The following is a 17,918-nucleotide window of genomic DNA, read 5'->3' on the forward strand; positions in this document are numbered from 1 at the left end:
ACGCCCGGTTACATTCCGAACCCGGAAGCTAAGCCTTTCAGCGCCGATGGTACTGCAGGGGGGACCCTGTGGGAGAGTAGGACGCCGCCGAACAAATCTTCAACGCTGGTCCCTGAGCTTCGGCTCGGGGACCAGCGTTTTTTTATGCCCGCTCACCTGTTGTTCATATGGTGAGAGCACCATGCCCAGCTATGGGGATCATCGCAGGGCTGAAGTCCGCGGGCTTCGCGGCCGGGGACGAAGTGATCGTGTCGGCGTACGACGACGGTGAGGTGGCCCGTGCGGTGGTCGCGGCCGGGGCCGTGCCGGTGTTCGCCGACATAGACGCGGACACCTACTGCCTCGGCGTCGGGGGCATCGAAGCCGTGGTCACCTCGCGGACCGCCGGGCTCGTTCTCGTACACCGCTTCGGACATCCGGCGGACGCCGAGCAGTTCCGCCAGCTCGCGGCCCGGTTGGGCCTCGTCCTGGTGGAGAAGCACGAAGACGATGGTCAGGACGGCCAGGGCGGCCGGGTCGGCGATGTCGCTCAACGGCGGCAGCACGCCGGGTACTTGGACCGGCGCCTCGTGGGCGTACGGACACCGGCGCCGGCGGAGGGGCACGGGTATCAGCGGTACGTCGTGCGGGTGCCCGGGAACGGGCGGCCCGATCGGGACGCGTTCGCGCGGCTGTTGCGGCGGCGCGGGGTGGAGTGCGAGGTCCCCGTGGTCACTCCCGTACACAGGACGCGGGAGTTCCGGCGCGTCGGGTGTGTGCTGCCGGAGACGGAGCGGGCCGTGGACGAGACGCTGGCGCTGCCCCGCCTGGACGGGCTTTCCGACGCCGGCGTACGGAAGTTGGTCTCGGTCTGCAACGCGCTCGGCGGGCTGCTTCAGCCTGCCTAGCGGGGTGTCCTGGGCGCACCCGTGAGGAACGGGTGCGCGTGGTTCGGACCACCGTCTGATTCAGGGTATGCTTTATCTCGTTGGTGAGGGGGAAACCCCGAAACAACAACCGGCCCCTATAGCTCAGTCGGTAGAGCGTCTCCATGGTAAGGAGAAGGTCTGCGGTTCGATTCCGCATGGGGGCTCCACAGCAAGACGAAAGGCCCCGCCCAATTGGGCGGGGCCTTTCGCGTATCCGCCCTCCCGGAGAGGGCGGATACGGTCGTCCGGCTAGTGCTTGTGCTGTTCCGGGATGCGCATCGACAGGATCGCCATGTCGTCGGACGCGGGCTCGGCGGCGAAGCGTTCCACCGCGCGCAGGACGCGGGCCGCGACGGCGCCGGCCGTCAGGCCCGTACAGGTGGCGAGAACATCTGTCAGGCCGTCGTCGCCGAGCATCCGGGTGCCCTCGCGGCGCTCGGTGATGCCGTCCGTGACGCAGAGCAGGACGTCGCCCGGGTCGAGGGTGATCGTCTGCTCGTACAGCTCCAGGTCCTCCATGACGCCGAGCAGCGGCTGGGGCTCGGCGGCGGGTTCCACCGTGCCGTCCTGGCGCAGGCGCAGCGGGAGCGGATGGCCCGCGCAGACCACCTTGAGGACGGCGCTGCCGTCCTCCTGCGGCCACAACTCGCCGTAGAGCAGCGTCAGGAAGCGGCTGCGGGCGCCCTCGTCGAGGATCGCCGCGTTCAGGCGCTCCAGGACCGCCGGGCCGCCGAAGCCCTCGCGGGCGAGCAGGCGCAGCGCGTGCCGGGCCAGGCCCGTGACGGCCGCCGCCTCCGGGCCGGTGCCGCAGACGTCGCCGATGGCGAAGCCGTACGCGCCGTCGCGGATCGGGAACAGGTCGTAGAAGTCGCCGCCCACCTCGTTGCCTTCGCCGGCCGCTCGGTAGATGACCTCGACCTCGACGCCCGGGATCTGGGGCAGGCCCGGCGGCAGGAGGCTGCGCTGGAGGGAGCGGCTGATGGCCATGCGCTCCGAGTACAGACGCGCGTTGTCCAGGGCCAGCGCGGCCCGGCGCGAGAGATCTTCGGCGAGCTCCAGGATCTCCTGGCGGAAGTGGTCGTCGGAGGGCTTGCCGAGGGTGAGCATGCCGATGACGCGGTTGCGGGCGACGAGCGGCAGGACCACGGTCTCGCCGCCGACGGCCGCCGCCGTGGACAGTGTGGTGCCGAGGCCGCTGCCCAGGTACGGGCTGGTGCCGCGGCCGAGGTCGCGCATCGAGGTGCGCAGGGCGGCCTGGTGGGCCGCCTCGGCGGGGGCGGTCCACACGCGTGCGCCCGGCGTGGGCACCGGCTCCGGCGGGGCGATCTTGGAGAGCAGTGCCTTCAGGCCGTCGATGCGCTCCTCGTCCTCGTGCAGGACATAGGAGAGGTACGGGTCGGACGCCTGGTCCGCGATCGTGTACACCGCGCACCAGGTGGCGAGAGTGGGGACGGTCATCTGCGCCATCAGGGCCAACGTCTGGTCCCGGTCGAGAGTTCCCGCCAGCAGGTCCGAGGCTTCGACGAGGAAGCTGAGGGAGCCGCGGCGCAGGCGTTCGAGCTCGCCCAGGCGGGCCGATTCGACGGCGAGCGCGATGCGGTCGGCGGCGAACTGGAGGCGCAACGCTTCTTCGTTGGAGTAGCGGCCGGGGGCCTCGGCGGCGACGCCGAGGGAGCCGGTGAGGCGGCCCTCGACCTTGAGCGGGACGGTGACGACCGAGCGCATGCCGGAGCCGCCGAGGATCGGGACGGCGCCCGGGACGGTGGCCAGGTCCTCGTGGACGGCGGGCATCCTGGCCGAGCCGTAGCGGCCGGTGCCGGCTTCGACGGGCACGCGCGCGAAGCGCTGGCGTGCGGAGGGCAGGCCGGTGGTGGCCCGTACTTCCAGTTCGGTCTCGTCGTCGGTGGCAAGCAGCAGGAACGCGGAGTCGCCGTCGAGCATGTCGCGGGCGCGCTCGACGGTGCGTTGCAGCAGGCCGTCGAGGTCGTCGGGGGCCGGGGAGCCGATGAAGACCTCGAACGGGTCGACGTGGCGGCTCTCGCCGAGGGTCGCCGGATCGGCGGCGGGGGCGCGGACGGGGGTCTGCAGCACGGCCCGCTCGTCGTCGCGCACCAGCAGGCAGACGGTGGAGGGCTCGCCGTTGGTGTCGCGTACCCGCAGATGGGAGGCGTACACGGGCAGGACGCGGCCGTCGGCGCCGCGGATGCCGTAGCTGCCTTCCCAGCGCGAGAGTTGCAGGGCCTCGACGATGCCGGTGGAGGTGCCGGGGGTGTGCGGCCAGGCGGCGAAGTCGGTCAGCGGCTTGCCGGTGACCTGCTCGGCCGGGTACCCGAAGAGCTCTTCGGCGTCCTCGTTCCAGGCGTTGACGGCGCCGGTGCGGTCGATCTGGATGACCGCCACGCGGACTCTGCCGTCGGTGACGGGCAGCAGGGCGACGGGCAGCGCGGGGCCGGCCGAGCGGGTGCCCACCGGGCGGGCGGGGAGGTCGAGTTGGAACCAGACGTGCTTCTTCGTCGGTGTGTACTCGACGCCCCAGCGGGAGGCGATGGCCGCGCAGAGCAGGAGGCCGCGGCCGTTCTCGCGGTCGGGGCCCGCGACCTCGGCGGGGGAGGCGTGAAGCGGAATTTCACGTTCGGGGTAGTGGTCGGCGACCTCGACCCGGACGCCGTCCTCGGAGCGCAGGCACAGAACGTCGGCGGCGGTGCCTGCGTGGACCACCGCGTTGGTGACCAGCTCGCTGGTCAGGACGACCGCGTCGTCGACGACGTCCGCGTACCCCCAGCCCTGGAGGGTGTCGCGGACGAAGGCGCGGGCGGTCGCGACGGACCGCCCGACGGGGTCGAAGCTGGCTGCCGCCCGCGCGGTGATCACAGAACTCCTCGTACGCGTCTCGACTGCGGGTTTCCCCTGCCGGGGCTCGGGAAGGTGCCCCCCGGGAATCAACACTCCCATGTGTGGCCCGCTCCCTCCGGTGTCCCGTGGTCGTCCTTGTGGCGCCCCGCCCCCGAGCTCTCATGGAGCAGGGGGGACCGACACCGGACGGACCGGGGCGGTTGGACAGCCGGATGCCAGGTTACTTACCTTCACTGTCCTGGCGGATGCCGGTCACCAGTGTTTCCGCCCTCCGGGGGCGGGGACGGTATGCGAAGCTGCCGAACTGTTATGGCCGGGTTCGGCCATGGTGAAACACTGGGAAGGCTTCAGAGAAAGCCCGACGAGGGCGGTCGACCCCTGCGGGAGGGACACGGTGGAGTCTGGCGTGGCGGCGCGTGGCAAGAGCACGCGCGCGAAGGGCGGACGGTCCCGCAGTCATGGGACGACCGAGGTGGACACGGCTGCGCTGCAGCGGCTGCTGGCCGCTCTGGCGTCGATGCGGGACGGGAACTTCCGCAAGCGGCTGACCGTCTCCGGCGACGGTGTGATGGCCGAGATCGCCGCGGTGTTCAACGAGGTCGCCGACCGCAATCTCCATCTGACCGGCGAGATCGCCCGGGTCCGGCGGATGGTCGGGCGGGAGGGCAAGCTGACCGAGCGCCTGGAGAACGGGGCCTGTGAGGGCTCCTGGGCGGCCGCCATCGACGCCTCCAACGCGCTGGTGGACGATCTGGCGCGGCCGGTCTCCGAGGTCGGCAGGGTGCTGTCGGCGGTCGCGGAGGGCGATCTGGAGCAGCGCATGGACCTGCGCTCGCACGGTGTGGACAACGCCGAGCGGCCCTTGCGGGGCGAATTCCTCAAAGTGGGGCGAACCGTCAACAATCTGGTCGACCAGCTGTCGGCGTTCACCGACGAGGTGACCCGGGTCGCCCTGGAGGTCGGCACCGAGGGCAAGCTCGGCGGTCAGGCCCAGGTGCGCGGAATGTCCGGTTCGTGGAAGGACCTCACGGATTCGGTGAACACCATGGCGTACCGGCTGACGGCCCAGGTACGTGACATCGCTCTCGTGACGACGGCGGTCGCCAAGGGCGATCTGTCGCGCAAGGTCACCGTGCACGTGGCCGGCGAGATGCTGCAGCTGAAGAACACCGTGAACACGATGGTCGACCAGCTGTCGTCTTTCTCCTCCGAGGTGACCCGGGTCGCGCGCGAGGTCGGTACGGAGGGCGAGCTCGGCGGTCAGGCGCAGGTGCCCGGCGTCGCGGGTGTGTGGAAGGACCTGACCGACTCCGTCAATCTGATGGCGGGCAACCTCACCGCCCAGGTGCGCGGCATCGCGCAGGTGACGACGGCGGTCGCCAACGGCGACCTGTCGCAGAAGGTCACGGTCAACGCGCGCGGTGAGGTCGCCCAACTCGCCGAGACCATCAACCAGATGACCGAGACGCTGCGCACGTTCGCGGACGAGGTCACCCGGGTCGCCAACGAGGTGGGCGCCGAGGGTCTGCTCGGCGGGCAGGCGCAGGTGCCGGGCGCCGCGGGCACCTGGAAGGACCTCACCGATTCGGTCAACACGGTCTTCCGCAACCTGACCACGCAGGTGCGTGACATCGCCCAGGTGACCACGGCGGTCGCCAACGGCGACATGACCCAGAAGGTCACGGTCGATGTCGCGGGCGAGATGCTGGAGTTGAAGAACACCGTCAACACGATGGTGGACCAGCTTCAGTCGTTCGGTTCCGAGGTGACCCGGGTGGCCCGGGAGGTCGGCGTCGAGGGCCGGCTGGGCGGGCAGGCCGAGGTGCCGGGGGCGGCCGGTACCTGGAAGGACCTCACCGACTCGGTCAACAACGCGTTCCGCAACCTCACCGGCCAGGTCCGCAACATCGCGCAGGTGACGACGGCGGTCGCCAACGGCGATCTGTCGCAGAAGGTCACGGTGGACGTCTCCGGCGAGATGCTGGAGCTGAAGAACACCGTCAACACGATGGTCGACCAGCTGGCCTCGTTCGCCGCCCAGTTGACGCGGATGGCGCAGGACGTGGGCACGGAGGGCCGGCTCGGCGGCCAGGCCCGGGTGGACGGCGTCTCGGGCACCTGGAAGGAACTCACCGACTCCGTCAACTTCATGGCGGGCAACCTCACCTCCCAGGTGCGCCAGATCGCCCAGGTGACCACGGCGGTGGCGCGCGGCGACCTGTCGCAGAAGATCGACGTGGACGCGCGCGGCGAGATCCTGGAGCTGAAGAACACCATCAACAACATGGTCGACCAGCTGTCCGGCTTCGCCGAGCAGGTGACCAGGGTCGCCCGTGAGGTGGGCACCGACGGGCGTCTGGGCGGCCAGGCGCAGGTGCCGGGCGTGGCCGGGGTGTGGCGGGACCTGACCGACTCGGTGAACGGCATGGCCGGCAACCTCACCGCACAGGTCCGCAACATCGCCCAGGTCGCCACGGCGGTGGCGCGCGGTGACCTGTCGCAGAAGATCGACGTGGACGCCCGTGGCGAGATCCTGGAGCTCAAGAACGTCCTGAACACGATGGTCGACCAGCTCTCGAACTTCGCGGAGCAGGTGACCCGGGTGGCCCGCGAGGTGGGCACCGAGGGCATCCTGGGCGGCCAGGCCGAGGTGCAGGGCGTCTCGGGCACCTGGAAGGACCTGACCCAGTCCGTCAACTTCATGGCGAACAACCTGACGTTCCAGGTGCGCAACATCGCCGAGGTGACGACGGCGGTCGCCAAGGGCGACCTCTCCAAGAAGATCACCGTCGACGCCAAGGGCGAGATCCTGGAGCTGGTGACGACCGTCAACACGATGGTCGACCAGCTCTCCAACTTCGCGGACGAGGTCACCAGGGTCGCGCGTGAGGTGGGCACCGAGGGCATCCTCGGCGGCCAGGCCCGGGTGCGCGGGGTCACCGGCATCTGGAAGGACCTCAGCGACAACGTCAACCTGATGGCCGCGAACCTCACCTACCAGGTGCGCAACATCGCCCGGGTCTCGACGGCCGTCGCCAACGGCGACCTCACCAAGAAGGTGACGGTCGAGGCGCGCGGCGAGGTCGCCGAGCTGGCCGACACCGTCAACACGATGGTGACGACCCTGTCGTCCTTCGCCGACCAGGTGACCCGGGTCGCGCGCGAGGTGGGCACCGACGGCATCCTCGGCGGCCAGGCCCGCGTCCCCGGCGTCTCCGGTACGTGGAAGGACCTCACCGAGTCGGTGAACTCCATGGCCGACAACCTCACCGGCCAGGTGCGCCAGATCGCCACCGTCACCACCGCCATCGCCAAGGGCGACCTCACCAAGAAGATCGACATCGACGCGCGCGGTGAGATCCAGGAGCTGAAGAACACCATCAACACGATGGTCGACCAGCTCTCCTCGTTCGCCGTGGAGGTGACCCGGGTCGCCCGCGAGGTGGGTACCGAGGGCCAGCTCGGCGGCCACGCGCGCGTACGCGACGTCGACGGCACCTGGCGCGATCTGACCGAGTCGGTGAACGAGATGGCCGGGAACCTGACCCGGCAGGTGCGCGCGATCGCGGCCGTGGCCACCGCGGTGACCCGCGGCGACCTCAATCTGAAGATCGACGTGGACGCTGCGGGCGAGATCCAGGCCCTCCAGGACAACATCAACACGATGATCGCCAACCTGCGCGACACCACGGTCGCCAACAAGGAGCAGGACTGGCTGAAGGGCAACCTGGCCCGTATCTCCGGTCTGATGCAGGGCCGCCGCGACCTGGACGACGTCGCCTCGCTGATCATGACCGAGCTGACGCCGGTGGTCTCGGCGCAGCACGGCGCGTTCTTCCTGGCGCTGCCCACCGGCTCCGCCGCCGAGGTCGGCGGCGACGAGGACAGCCCGTACGAGCTGAGGATGCGCGGCAGTTACGGCTACTCGGCGGGCTCGATGCCCACCTCGTTCCGGCCCGGCGAGACGCTGATCGGCACGGCGGCGGAGGAGAAGCGCACCATCTTGGTGGAGAACGTGCCGCCGGGCTATCTGCGGATCTCCTCCGGCCTCGGCGAGGCGCCGCCCGCGCATGTGATCGTGCTGCCGGTGCTCTTCGAGGGGAAGGTCCTCGGAGTGATCGAGCTGGCGTCGTTCCAGCCGTTCACGCACATCCAGAAGGACTTCCTCAACCAGATCGCGGAGATGATCGCGACCAGCGTCAACACGATCAGCGTCAACTCCAAGACCGAGGTGCTGCTCAAGCAGTCCCAGGAGCTCACCGAGCAGCTGCGGGAGCGGTCCGCGGAGCTGGAGAACCGGCAGAAGGCCCTTCAGGCCTCCAACGCCGAGCTGGAGGAGAAGGCCGAGCTGCTGGCCCAGCAGAACCGTGACATCGAGGTGAAGAACACCGAGATCGAGGAGGCCCGCCAGGTCCTGGAGGAGCGCGCCGAACAGCTCGCGGTCTCCATGCGCTACAAGTCCGAGTTCCTGGCGAACATGTCGCACGAGCTGCGCACGCCGCTCAACTCGCTGCTGATCCTGGCCAAGTTGCTCGCCGACAACGCGGAGGGCAACCTCTCGCCCAAGCAGGTCGAGTTCGCCGAAACGATCCATGGTGCGGGTTCTGACCTGCTCCAGCTGATCAACGACATCCTCGACCTCTCCAAGGTCGAGGCGGGCAAGATGGACGTCAGCCCGACCCGGATCGCGCTGGTCCAGCTCGTCGACTACGTGGAGGCGACGTTCAGGCCGCTCACCGCGGAGAAGGGGCTCGACTTCTCCGTACGGGTCTCCCCGGAGCTTCCGGCGACGCTGCACACCGACGAGCAGCGGCTGCTCCAGGTGCTGCGCAACCTGCTGTCGAACGCGGTGAAGTTCACCGACAGCGGCGCCGTCGAGCTGGTGATCAGGCCCGCGCACGCCGATGTGCCGCACGCGATCCGCGAACAGCTCCTGGAAGCCGGGTCGCTGCGGGACGCGGACGCCGATCTGATCGCGTTCTCGGTCACCGACACCGGGATCGGCATCGCGGCCAGCAAGATGCGGGTGATCTTCGAGGCGTTCAAGCAGGCCGACGGCACGACCAGCCGCAAGTACGGCGGTACCGGCCTCGGCCTGTCCATCAGCCGGGAGATCGCGCGGCTGCTCGGCGGCGAGATCCACGCGGCGAGCGAACCGGGCCGCGGCTCCACCTTCACGCTCTATCTGCCCCTGCAGCCCAGCGAGTTGCCCCCGCAGGGCTACCCGCAGCTGCCGCCCGGTGGCGAGACGGGAGCCGTTGGGGCAGCATCCGGTGCCCGGCAGGACCTTGTCCCGCAGGACTCGGCACCGTCCGTGCCGAGCGAGTCGCAGGCGGGCGCGGCCGGTCTGTTCCGGCGCCGCCGCAAGGCGCTCGGCGCGGACGGACAGGCGCCGTCGCTGCCCGGGCAGCAGCCGGGAGCCCCGCAGGAGGCCTGGGCGCAGGAGCCGGAGCGGGCGCCCGCGCGGACCTTCCAGTTCGGCGGCGAGAAGGTTTTGATCGTCGACGACGACGTAAGGAACGTCTTCGCGCTCACCAGCGTCCTGGAGCAGCACGGCCTTTCGGTGCTGTACGCGGAGAACGGCCGGGAGGGCATCGAGGTCCTGGAACAGCACGAGGACACGGCCGTGGTGCTGATGGACATCATGATGCCGGAGATGGACGGGTATGCCACGACGTCGGCGATTCGTCGGATGCCCCAGTTCGCCGGGCTGCCGATCATCGCGCTCACCGCGAAGGCGATGAAGGGCGACCGGGAGAAGGCCATCGAGTCCGGCGCTTCCGACTACGTCACCAAGCCGGTCGACCCTGATCATCTGCTCTCGGTGATGGAGCAGTGGATGCGGGGGAAGTGATCGATGGCTGTACCGTTCACCCCGAGCCGCTGACTGAGTGTGGCCGAAGGCGTGTGAGGCGGCGGTATTCGGGGAACCTTCTGGTCTCCCACTACGTTTCTGCTACGTGCACAGTGACATCGCGGTGACAGGGTGTGGCGACAGGCGGGGTGCGGCTACCATGACCGGCACAAGGACGGGCGGCGCAAGGGAGTCGTCCCCTGGGGCGGCGCCCGGCGCACTGCCGGGGCGAGGAGGACGGGCCATGGTGCAGAAGGCCAAGATCCTCCTGGTCGATGACCGGCCGGAGAATCTGCTGGCGCTGGAGGCCATCCTCTCTGCGCTCGATCAGACACTGGTGCGGGCATCGTCAGGGGAGGAAGCGCTCAAAGCGCTGCTGACGGACGATTTCGCAGTGATCCTGCTGGACGTCCAGATGCCGGGAATGGACGGTTTCGAGACGGCCGCGCACATCAAGCGCCGCGAGCGGACCCGGGACATCCCGATCATCTTCCTCACGGCGATCAACCACGGCCCGCACCACACCTTCCGGGGCTACGCGGCGGGCGCGGTCGACTACATCTCCAAGCCCTTCGACCCCTGGGTGCTGCGCGCCAAGGTGTCGGTCTTCGTCGAGCTCTACATGAAGAACTGCCAGCTGCGTGAGCAGGCGGCGCTGCTGCGCCTCCAGCTGGAGGGCGGCGGCCACACGGTCGGCGACCCCAAGGAGCCGGCCGGGCTGCTCGCCGAACTGTCCGCGCGCCTCGCGGCAGTTGAGGAGCAGGCCGAGGCGCTGTCCAAACAGCTCGACGACGAGTCGGCGGACGCGGCGGCGGTGGCGACCGCCGCCCATCTGGAGCGCAAGCTGACCGGGCTGCGCAGGGCGTTGGACGCCCTGGAGCCGGGCACGGGCAGCGGCACGGCGACCCTGCCCTCGCAGAACTGACACGCGGCCACCGACGGGGCCGACGCGGCTTCGGTGGAGTTGCCAGGAGGCCGGCGCTGAGGGTGCGTCAGTCCCCTTTGCCCGTATGCCCGTACTGAGTTGTCCGTACGTCAGCACCTTTCGTGTGTCCGACACGGACGGGTGAAGCGGCGGCCGTCGTGTCCACCGCCGTCGGCACCGGTAACCTCAGCACCATGGCCTCACGTACGTCCGGCAAGGGTTCCCAGGGCACGGCGGGCACCGCGAAGCGCACCGGCCGTACCGCGGCACCCGCCAAGAAGGCGGCCGCGCCTGCCAAGAAGGCGCCCGCGAAGAAGACCGCCGCGCCCGCGAAGAAAGCCGCTGCCAAGAAGGCACCCGCCAAGAAGGCGGCGGCGCCCAAGCCCGCGCCCAAGCCGGCGCCTTCTCCCACGGGGGGCGTGTACCGGATGGTGCGCGCCGTCTGGCTCGGTGCCGCGCACGGCGTGGGGGCGATGTTCCGCGGGATAGGGCGCGGCGCCAAGGGCCTGGACCCCGCTCACCGCAAGGACGGGCTCGCCCTGCTGCTGCTCGGCCTCGCGCTGATCGTCGCGGCGGGCACCTGGTCGAATCTGCGCGGACCGGTCGGCGACCTGGTGGAGATGCTGGTCACCGGCGCGTTCGGCCGGCTCGACCTGCTGGTGCCGCTGCTGCTCGGCGCGATCGCGGTCCGGCTGATCCTCTACCCGGAGAAGCCCGAGGCCAACGGGCGGATCGTGATCGGTCTGTCCGCCCTGGTGCTCGGCGTGCTCGGCCAGGTCCACATCGCCTGCGGCTCACCGGGCCGGGGCGACGGCACCAGCGCGATGCAGGACGCGGGCGGCCTCATCGGCTGGGCCGCGTCCAAGCCGCTGGAATTCCTGATGGGCGATGTGCTGGCGGTACCGCTGCTGGTGCTGCTGACCGTCTTCGGGCTGCTCGTCGTCACCGCGACCCCGGTCAACGCCATCCCGCAGCGGCTGCGCGCCCTGGGTGCCCGCCTCGGCGTCGTCGAGCCGCTGCCCGGGGAGCCGGGCGAGGACGAGGCGTACGACGACGACTGGCGGGACGAGGAGCCCGCGCCGCGCGCCCGGCGTGCGCCCGCGCGCCGCGTCGACGCACTGAACGACATCGCCCAGGACATCGCCGAGCAGGAGGCGCTCTCGCAGCGCCGCAAGCCCCGGCGCGCCTCGGTGCAACCGGCGTTCGACGGGCCGATGGACCCGGTCGACGTGGCCGCCGCCGCGGCCGCCGCGCTGGACGGCGCCGTACTCAACGGACTGCCGCCGTCCCCGATCGTCGCCGACCTCACCCAGGGCGTCTCCGTCGAGCGGGAGCGCGAGAGCTCGACGCCGGTGCCGACGGCCCGCGCCGAGGAACAGGCCGCGCCCAGGGCGGACTTCACCAAGGCGGCGCCCAAGCCCGCCAAGGCGGGGCCCAGGGCGACCCCCGGCGCGCCCGATGTCGTACCCGACCTGACCAAGTCCGCGCCCGAGCACTCCGAGATGCCGGTGCGGGCCGAACAGCTGCAGCTCGCCGGGGACATCACGTACGCGCTGCCCTCGCTCGACCTGCTGGAGCGCGGCGGTCCGGGCAAGACGCGCAGCGCCGCCAACGACGCCATAGTGGCCGCGCTGCAGAACGTGTTCACCGAGTTCAAGGTCGACGCCGCCGTCACCGGCTTCACCCGGGGCCCGACGGTCACCCGCTACGAGGTGGAGCTGGGTCCGGCCGTGAAGGTCGAGCGGATCACCGCGCTCGCCAAGAACATCGCGTACGCGGTCGCCAGTCCGGACGTACGGATCATCTCGCCGATCCCCGGCAAGTCCGCGGTGGGCATCGAGATCCCCAACACCGACCGCGAGATGGTCAACCTCGGCGATGTGCTGCGGCTCGCGGACGCGGCCGAGGACGACCATCCGATGCTGGTCGCGCTCGGCAAGGACGTCGAGGGCGGCTATGTGATGGCCAACCTGGCGAAGATGCCGCACGTCCTGGTGGCCGGCGCGACCGGCTCCGGCAAGTCGTCCTGCATCAACTGCCTGATCACCTCGGTGATGGTGCGCGCGACGCCCGAGGACGTACGGATGGTGCTCGTCGACCCCAAGCGCGTCGAGCTCACCGCGTACGAGGGCATTCCGCACTTGATCACGCCGATCATCACCAACCCGAAGCGGGCCGCCGAGGCGCTGCAGTGGGTGGTACGCGAGATGGACCTGCGCTACGACGACCTCGCGGCGTTCGGTTTTCGCCATATCGACGACTTCAACGAGGCGATCCGCAACGGCAAGGTGAAGCTGCCCGAGGGCAGCGAGCGGGAGCTGACGCCGTATCCGTATCTGCTGGTGATCGTCGACGAGCTCGCGGACCTGATGATGGTCGCGCCGCGTGACGTCGAGGACGCGATCGTGCGCATCACCCAGCTGGCCCGCGCCGCCGGTATCCATCTGGTGCTCGCCACCCAGCGTCCGTCGGTCGACGTCGTGACCGGTCTGATCAAGGCGAACGTGCCGTCCAGGCTCGCCTTCGCGACCTCCTCGCTGGCCGACAGCCGGGTCATCCTCGACCAGCCGGGCGCCGAAAAGCTCATCGGAAAGGGTGACGGACTGTTCCTGCCGATGGGCGCGAACAAGCCGACCCGCCTCCAGGGCGCGTTCGTCACCGAGGGCGAGATCGCGGGGATCGTCCAGCACTGCAAGGATCAGATGGCGCCGGTCTTCCGGGACGACGTCACGGTCGGGCAGAAGCAGAAGAAGGAGATCGACGAGGAGATCGGCGACGACCTGGATCTGCTGTGCCAGGCCGCCGAGCTGGTCGTTTCCACCCAGTTCGGGTCGACCTCGATGCTCCAGCGCAAGCTGCGCGTCGGCTTCGCCAAGGCGGGGCGGCTGATGGACCTGATGGAGTCGCGCGGGATCGTCGGACCCAGCGAGGGCTCCAAGGCGCGTGATGTTCTGGTCAAACCCGATGAACTCGACGGTGTGCTCGCGGTGATCCGCGGGGAGGCTCCCTGAAGGCCCGGGGCGGGCCCCGGCGGCCCGTCCCGCGACCGGTAAGTGCACTCGAAAGGGAGCGTGGGGCAACCGTTTGCCTTGGTTGTACGTCCAGTTGGGCGAAGGGCAGCAACATGCCCCCCTCCTGACCCGTTAGGAGGAAGGGAGGAGGCCATTCCGATGGCGTACAAACTCCACCCTCCCGGTTGCCCCACCCTTTCGTACCCCCCCTAGACTGAACACCCAGCAGGTGGCTCACGCTCGAAAGGCGCCCCCGTGTCCATCGGCAACTCTCCCGAAGACGACCGGCCTTCCCTCGGCGACGACGACCGGCCCTCCTTTGCTGACGACGACCGGCCCACCATCGGTCATGCCCTCAAGCAGGCCCGCATCGCGTCCGGACTGACCGTCGACGAGGTCAGTTCGATCACGCGGGTGCGCGTCCCCATCGTCCACGGCCTGGAGGAGGACGACTTCTCCCGCTGCGGTGGCGACGTCTACGCGCGCGGCCATATCCGTACGGTGGCGCGAGCCGTGGGGCTCGATTCGGAGCCCCTGGTCGAGCAGTACGACGCGGAGCACGGCGGCCGTCCCGCGCCCACGCCCGCGGCGCCGATGTTCGAGGCCGAGCGGATCAGGCCGGAGCGGCGCCGGCCCAACTGGACCGCGGCCATGGTCGCCGCCATCGTGGTGGTCGTCGGCTTCGCCGGCTACACGATGTTCAGCGGCAGCGGCGACTCCCGGGACAAGGGCACCCAGGTCGCCGAGGGGCCCACCCAGACCCAGCAGAGCCCCAGCCCCAAGCCGGCCCCGAGCACGCCCGCCCCGCCCAAGCCCGCCCCCTCGGACAGCGCCATCGCGGCCGCGCCGCAGGACAAGGTCACGGTCAAGCTGAGCGCGATCTCCGACCGGAGCTGGATCTCCGCCAAGGCGCACAACGGCAAGGTGCTCTACGACGGCCTGCTGGAGAAGGGCGAGTCGAAGACCTTCATGGACGGCGAGAAGATCGATCTCATCCTGGGCAACGCGGGCGCGATCGAGCTCTACGTCAATGGCAAGAAGGTCAATGACCAGTTCGAGGAGGGCCAGGTGGAGCGGCTCACGTACACCAAGGGCGACCCGGTCGTCGGCTGAGGACGGCCCCCGGTTCCTTGATCAACCCTCGGGGCGGGGGCGAGGGCCGGGACAAAGTAGTCTTGAGTCCATGCCCGAACGCCGTACCGTCGCCCTTGTCACTCTCGGCTGCGCCCGTAACGAGGTGGACTCGGAGGAGCTTGCAGGCCGCTTGGCAGCGGATGGCTGGGAGCTCGTCGAGGACGCCTCGGACGCGGATGTCGCCGTCGTCAACACCTGTGGGTTCGTCGAAGCCGCCAAGAAGGACTCCGTCGACGCCCTCCTCGAAGCCAATGATCTGAAGGACCACGGCAGGACCCAGGCCGTCGTCGCCGTCGGCTGCATGGCCGAGCGGTACGGCAAGGAGCTCGCCGACGCGCTGCCCGAGGCCGACGGCGTGCTCGGCTTCGACGACTACGCCGACATCTCCAACCGCCTCCAGACCATCCTCAGCGGTGGCAGCGTGGAGGCGCACACCCCGCGCGACCGGCGCAAGCTGCTGCCGCTGAGCCCCGTCGAGCGCCAGAGCGCCGACGTGGCTCTGCCCGGCCACGCGCAGGACGCCCAGGAGAGCGCCCCCGAGGACCTGCCCGACGGCCTGGCGCCCGCCTCCGGGCCGCGCGCCCCGCTGCGCCGCCGCCTGGACACCAGCCCGGTCGCCTCGGTCAAGCTCGCCTCCGGCTGCGACCGCCGCTGCACCTTCTGCGCCATCCCGTCCTTCCGCGGCTCGTTCATCTCGCGCCGCCCCTCGGACGTGCTGGGCGAGACGCGCTGGCTGGCCGAGCAGGGCGTCAAGGAGGTCATGCTGGTCTCCGAGAACAACACCTCGTACGGCAAGGACCTGGGCGACATCCGGCTCCTGGAGACGCTGCTGCCCGAGCTCGCGGCCGTCGAGGGCATTGAGCGTGTACGTGTCAGCTACCTCCAGCCCGCCGAGATGCGCCCGGGCCTGATCGACGTGCTGACCTCGACCGACAAGGTCGTCCCGTACTTCGACCTGTCCTTCCAGCACTCGGCGCCCGGTGTGCTGCGGGCGATGCGGCGCTTCGGCGACACCGAGCGGTTCCTGGAGCTCCTGGAGACGATCCGCGCCAAGGCCCCGCAGGCCGGTGTGCGGTCCAACTTCATCGTGGGCTTCCCCGGTGAGACCGAGGACGACTTCAAGGAGCTGGAACGCTTCCTCTCCAGCGCCCGCCTGGACGCCATCGGCGTCTTCGGCTACTCCGACGAGGAGGGCACCGAGGCGGTCACGTACGAGAACAAGCTGTCCGACGAGGTGATCGCCGAGCGCCTCGACCACCTCTCGCGGCTCGCCGAGGAGCTGACCGCCCAGCGCGCCGAGGAGCGCGTCGGCGAGACCGTGCGGGTGCTCGTCGAGTCGGTGGACCCCGAGGACGGCGTGATCGGCCGCGCCGAGCACCAGGCGCCCGAGACCGATGGTCAAGTGCGGTTCACGGAGGGCACGGGCCTGACCCCGGGCCGTATCGTCGAGGCGAAGGTCGTCGCCGCCGAGGGTGTCGACCTGGTGGTGACGAGTCTCGACGTCCTTGAGGAGGCGGCCAGATGACCGGAGTCCCGGCATCCGCGGCGGGCGGTACCGGCCGGACGCCGGCGCCCGGCGGCAAGCTGGGCGCTGCGGCCGTCAACCAGGCCAGCCTCTGGAACATCGCCAACATCCTCACCATGGTCCGCCTCGTGCTCGTGCCGGGCTTCGTGGTGCTGATGCTCCAGGACGGCGGCTACGACCCGGCCTGGCGGGCCTGGGCGTGGGCGGCGTTCGCCGTCGCCATGATCACGGACATCTTCGACGGGCATCTGGCCCGTACGTACAACCTGGTCACGGACTTCGGGAAGATCGCCGATCCGATCGCCGACAAGGCGATCATGGGTTCCGCGCTGATCTGTCTCTCCTCGCTGGGCGATCTGCCGTGGTGGGTCACGGGAGTGATCCTGTTCCGGGAACTCGGGATCACGCTCATGCGTTTCTGGGTCATCAGGCATGGGGTGATTCCCGCCAGCCGGGGCGGGAAGCTCAAGACCCTGGCGCAGGGCACGGCGACGGGGATGTACGTGCTGGCGCTCACGGGTCCGCTGGCCACCCTGCGCTGGTGGGTGATGGCGGTCGCCGTGGTGCTGACCGTGGTCACCGGTCTTGACTATGTGCGACAGGCGGTCGTGCTGAGGCGTGCGGGACTCGCGCAGCAGCGCGCGGAGCGCGCCTCCGAGTCCGCCGCGGAGGGACAGGGCCGGTGAGCGAGGCGGCCCGGGTCCTCCGACTTCTCACGCAGCGTGACCAGACGGTCGCGGTCGCGGAGTCGCTGACCGGTGGTCTGGTGGCCGCCGAGCTGACCGGGGTACCGGGTGCGTCGCGGGCCTTCCGGGGCTCGGTGACGGCGTACGCGACGGAGCTGAAGCGGGACGTCCTGGGCGTCGACGGGACCCTTCTGGCCGAGCGCGGCGCGGTCGATCCCGAGGTCGCGCAGCAGATGGCGGCGGGTGTGCGGGCCGTTCTGGGTGCCGACTGGGGGATCGCGACGACCGGTGTCGCGGGCCCCGAGCAGCAGGACGGACAGCCGGTCGGGACCGTGTACGTGGCGGTCCGGGGACCGGGCGGGAATGGGAAAACCGCCGCTTTGCGGTTGAACGGCGGCAGGGCGGAAATCCGTAGAGAGAGTGTACGGAGCGTGCTCGAACTGCTCTCCGGTGAACTTGGCGAAGATGCGCGGGCACAGGATACGGAACAGAACGGGGGGAATTGATGTTTGCAGCCCTGAGTGAACACGACATCGCTCCCCGCACGGCCGCAGCGCGAGGCGGTACGGTGGGGCGTGAAGGATGCGGCTACGCGGTCCGAGGAGGGAGCCACCGATGATTCTGCTCCGTCGCCTGCTGGGTGACGTGCTGCGTCGGCAGCGCCAGCGCCAGGGCCGTACTCTGCGCGAAGTCTCCTCGTCCGCCCGAGTCTCACTCGGCTATCTCTCCGAGGTGGAGCGGGGGCAGAAGGAGGCTTCCTCCGAGCTGCTCTCCGCGATCTGCGACGCGCTTGACGTACGGATGTCCGAGCTCATGCGGGAAGTGAGCGACGAGCTGGCACTCGCCGAGCTGGCCCAGTCGGCAGCGGCGAGCGATCCGGTGCCTGCACCGGTACGTCCGATGCTCAATTCGATCTCCGTGACGTCGGTGACCGGTGTCCCGACCGAGCGGGTGACGATCAAGGCGCCCGCGGAAGCGGTGGACGTCGTCGCGGCCTGACTCTGTCGGGCTCTGTTCGTGAG

The 17,918-nt window shown here is 70.0% G+C and carries 10 protein-coding genes, 1 tRNA gene and 1 rRNA gene; 11 read left to right on the plus strand and 1 reads right to left on the minus strand.

Translation table 11 applies throughout. The features are described from left to right. The 3 genes from rrf to ACGFRG_RS30225 form a co-directional block, all read left to right on the plus strand. Positions 1-93, plus strand: a 5S ribosomal RNA gene (gene rrf, locus ACGFRG_RS30215); the annotation flags it as partial. Between the two features lie 98 nt (positions 94-191). After that, positions 192-887 (plus strand): DegT/DnrJ/EryC1/StrS family aminotransferase, encoded by a 696-nt coding sequence (locus tag ACGFRG_RS30220; protein WP_361429792.1) that lies wholly within the window; start codon positions 192-194, stop codon positions 885-887. 112 nt (positions 888-999) lie between these two features. After that, a tRNA-Thr gene (locus ACGFRG_RS30225) sits at positions 1,000-1,075 on the plus strand. Positions 1,076-1,157: 82 nt separating this feature from the next. Here ACGFRG_RS30225 and ACGFRG_RS30230 read toward each other — a convergent pair. Then, positions 1,158-3,860, minus strand: coding sequence for a SpoIIE family protein phosphatase (locus tag ACGFRG_RS30230; RefSeq protein WP_361429794.1), 2,703 nt, complete (start codon positions 3,858-3,860; stop codon positions 1,158-1,160). Positions 3,861-4,155: 295 nt separating this feature from the next. Here ACGFRG_RS30230 and ACGFRG_RS30235 point away from each other — a divergent pair, with 295 nt between their 5' ends. The 8 genes from ACGFRG_RS30235 to ACGFRG_RS30270 all read left to right on the plus strand — a co-directional run bounded on the left by ACGFRG_RS30235 (position 4,156) and on the right by ACGFRG_RS30270 (position 17,895). Next, positions 4,156-9,615 (plus strand): HAMP domain-containing protein, encoded by a 5,460-nt coding sequence (locus tag ACGFRG_RS30235; protein ID WP_393269014.1) that lies wholly within the window; start codon positions 4,156-4,158, stop codon positions 9,613-9,615. A gap of 244 nt (positions 9,616-9,859) precedes the next feature. Continuing rightward, positions 9,860-10,540: a two-component system response regulator gene (locus ACGFRG_RS30240; RefSeq protein ID WP_188275554.1), complete on the plus strand. Its 681-nt coding sequence runs from the start codon at positions 9,860-9,862 to the stop codon at positions 10,538-10,540. A 194-nt stretch (positions 10,541-10,734) separates the two neighbouring features. Next, the gene (locus tag ACGFRG_RS30245) at positions 10,735-13,551 is read left to right on the plus strand and encodes a DNA translocase FtsK (RefSeq protein WP_393269018.1); all 2,817 of its coding nucleotides are present in this window, start codon (positions 10,735-10,737) and stop codon (positions 13,549-13,551) included. Positions 13,552-13,806: 255 nt separating this feature from the next. Beyond that, positions 13,807-14,664, plus strand: a complete 858-nt coding sequence (locus ACGFRG_RS30250) for a RodZ domain-containing protein (RefSeq protein WP_393269021.1) — start codon at positions 13,807-13,809, stop codon at positions 14,662-14,664. Positions 14,665-14,734: 70 nt separating this feature from the next. Beyond that, a complete protein-coding gene (rimO, locus tag ACGFRG_RS30255) occupies positions 14,735-16,210 on the plus strand; it encodes a 30S ribosomal protein S12 methylthiotransferase RimO (RefSeq protein WP_393269023.1) in 1,476 nt (491 codons plus the stop codon). Then, positions 16,207-16,896, plus strand: coding sequence for a CDP-diacylglycerol--glycerol-3-phosphate 3-phosphatidyltransferase (gene pgsA / locus ACGFRG_RS30260; protein ID WP_361429806.1), 690 nt, complete (start codon positions 16,207-16,209; stop codon positions 16,894-16,896). Before rimO ends, pgsA begins: the two co-directional genes overlap by 4 nt. Beyond that, positions 16,893-17,402 (plus strand): CinA family protein, encoded by a 510-nt coding sequence (locus ACGFRG_RS30265; RefSeq protein WP_361429808.1) that lies wholly within the window; start codon positions 16,893-16,895, stop codon positions 17,400-17,402. Before pgsA ends, ACGFRG_RS30265 begins: the two co-directional genes overlap by 4 nt. A 109-nt stretch (positions 17,403-17,511) precedes the next feature. After that, on the plus strand, positions 17,512-17,895 hold the full coding sequence (locus tag ACGFRG_RS30270; RefSeq protein WP_361429810.1) for a helix-turn-helix transcriptional regulator: 384 nt from the start codon (positions 17,512-17,514) through the stop codon (positions 17,893-17,895). Positions 17,896-17,918: the final 23 nt, after the last annotated feature.

The organism is Streptomyces sp. NPDC048696 (assembly GCF_043198895.1).
In the GTDB taxonomy this organism is placed as follows: domain Bacteria; phylum Actinomycetota; class Actinomycetes; order Streptomycetales; family Streptomycetaceae; genus Streptomyces.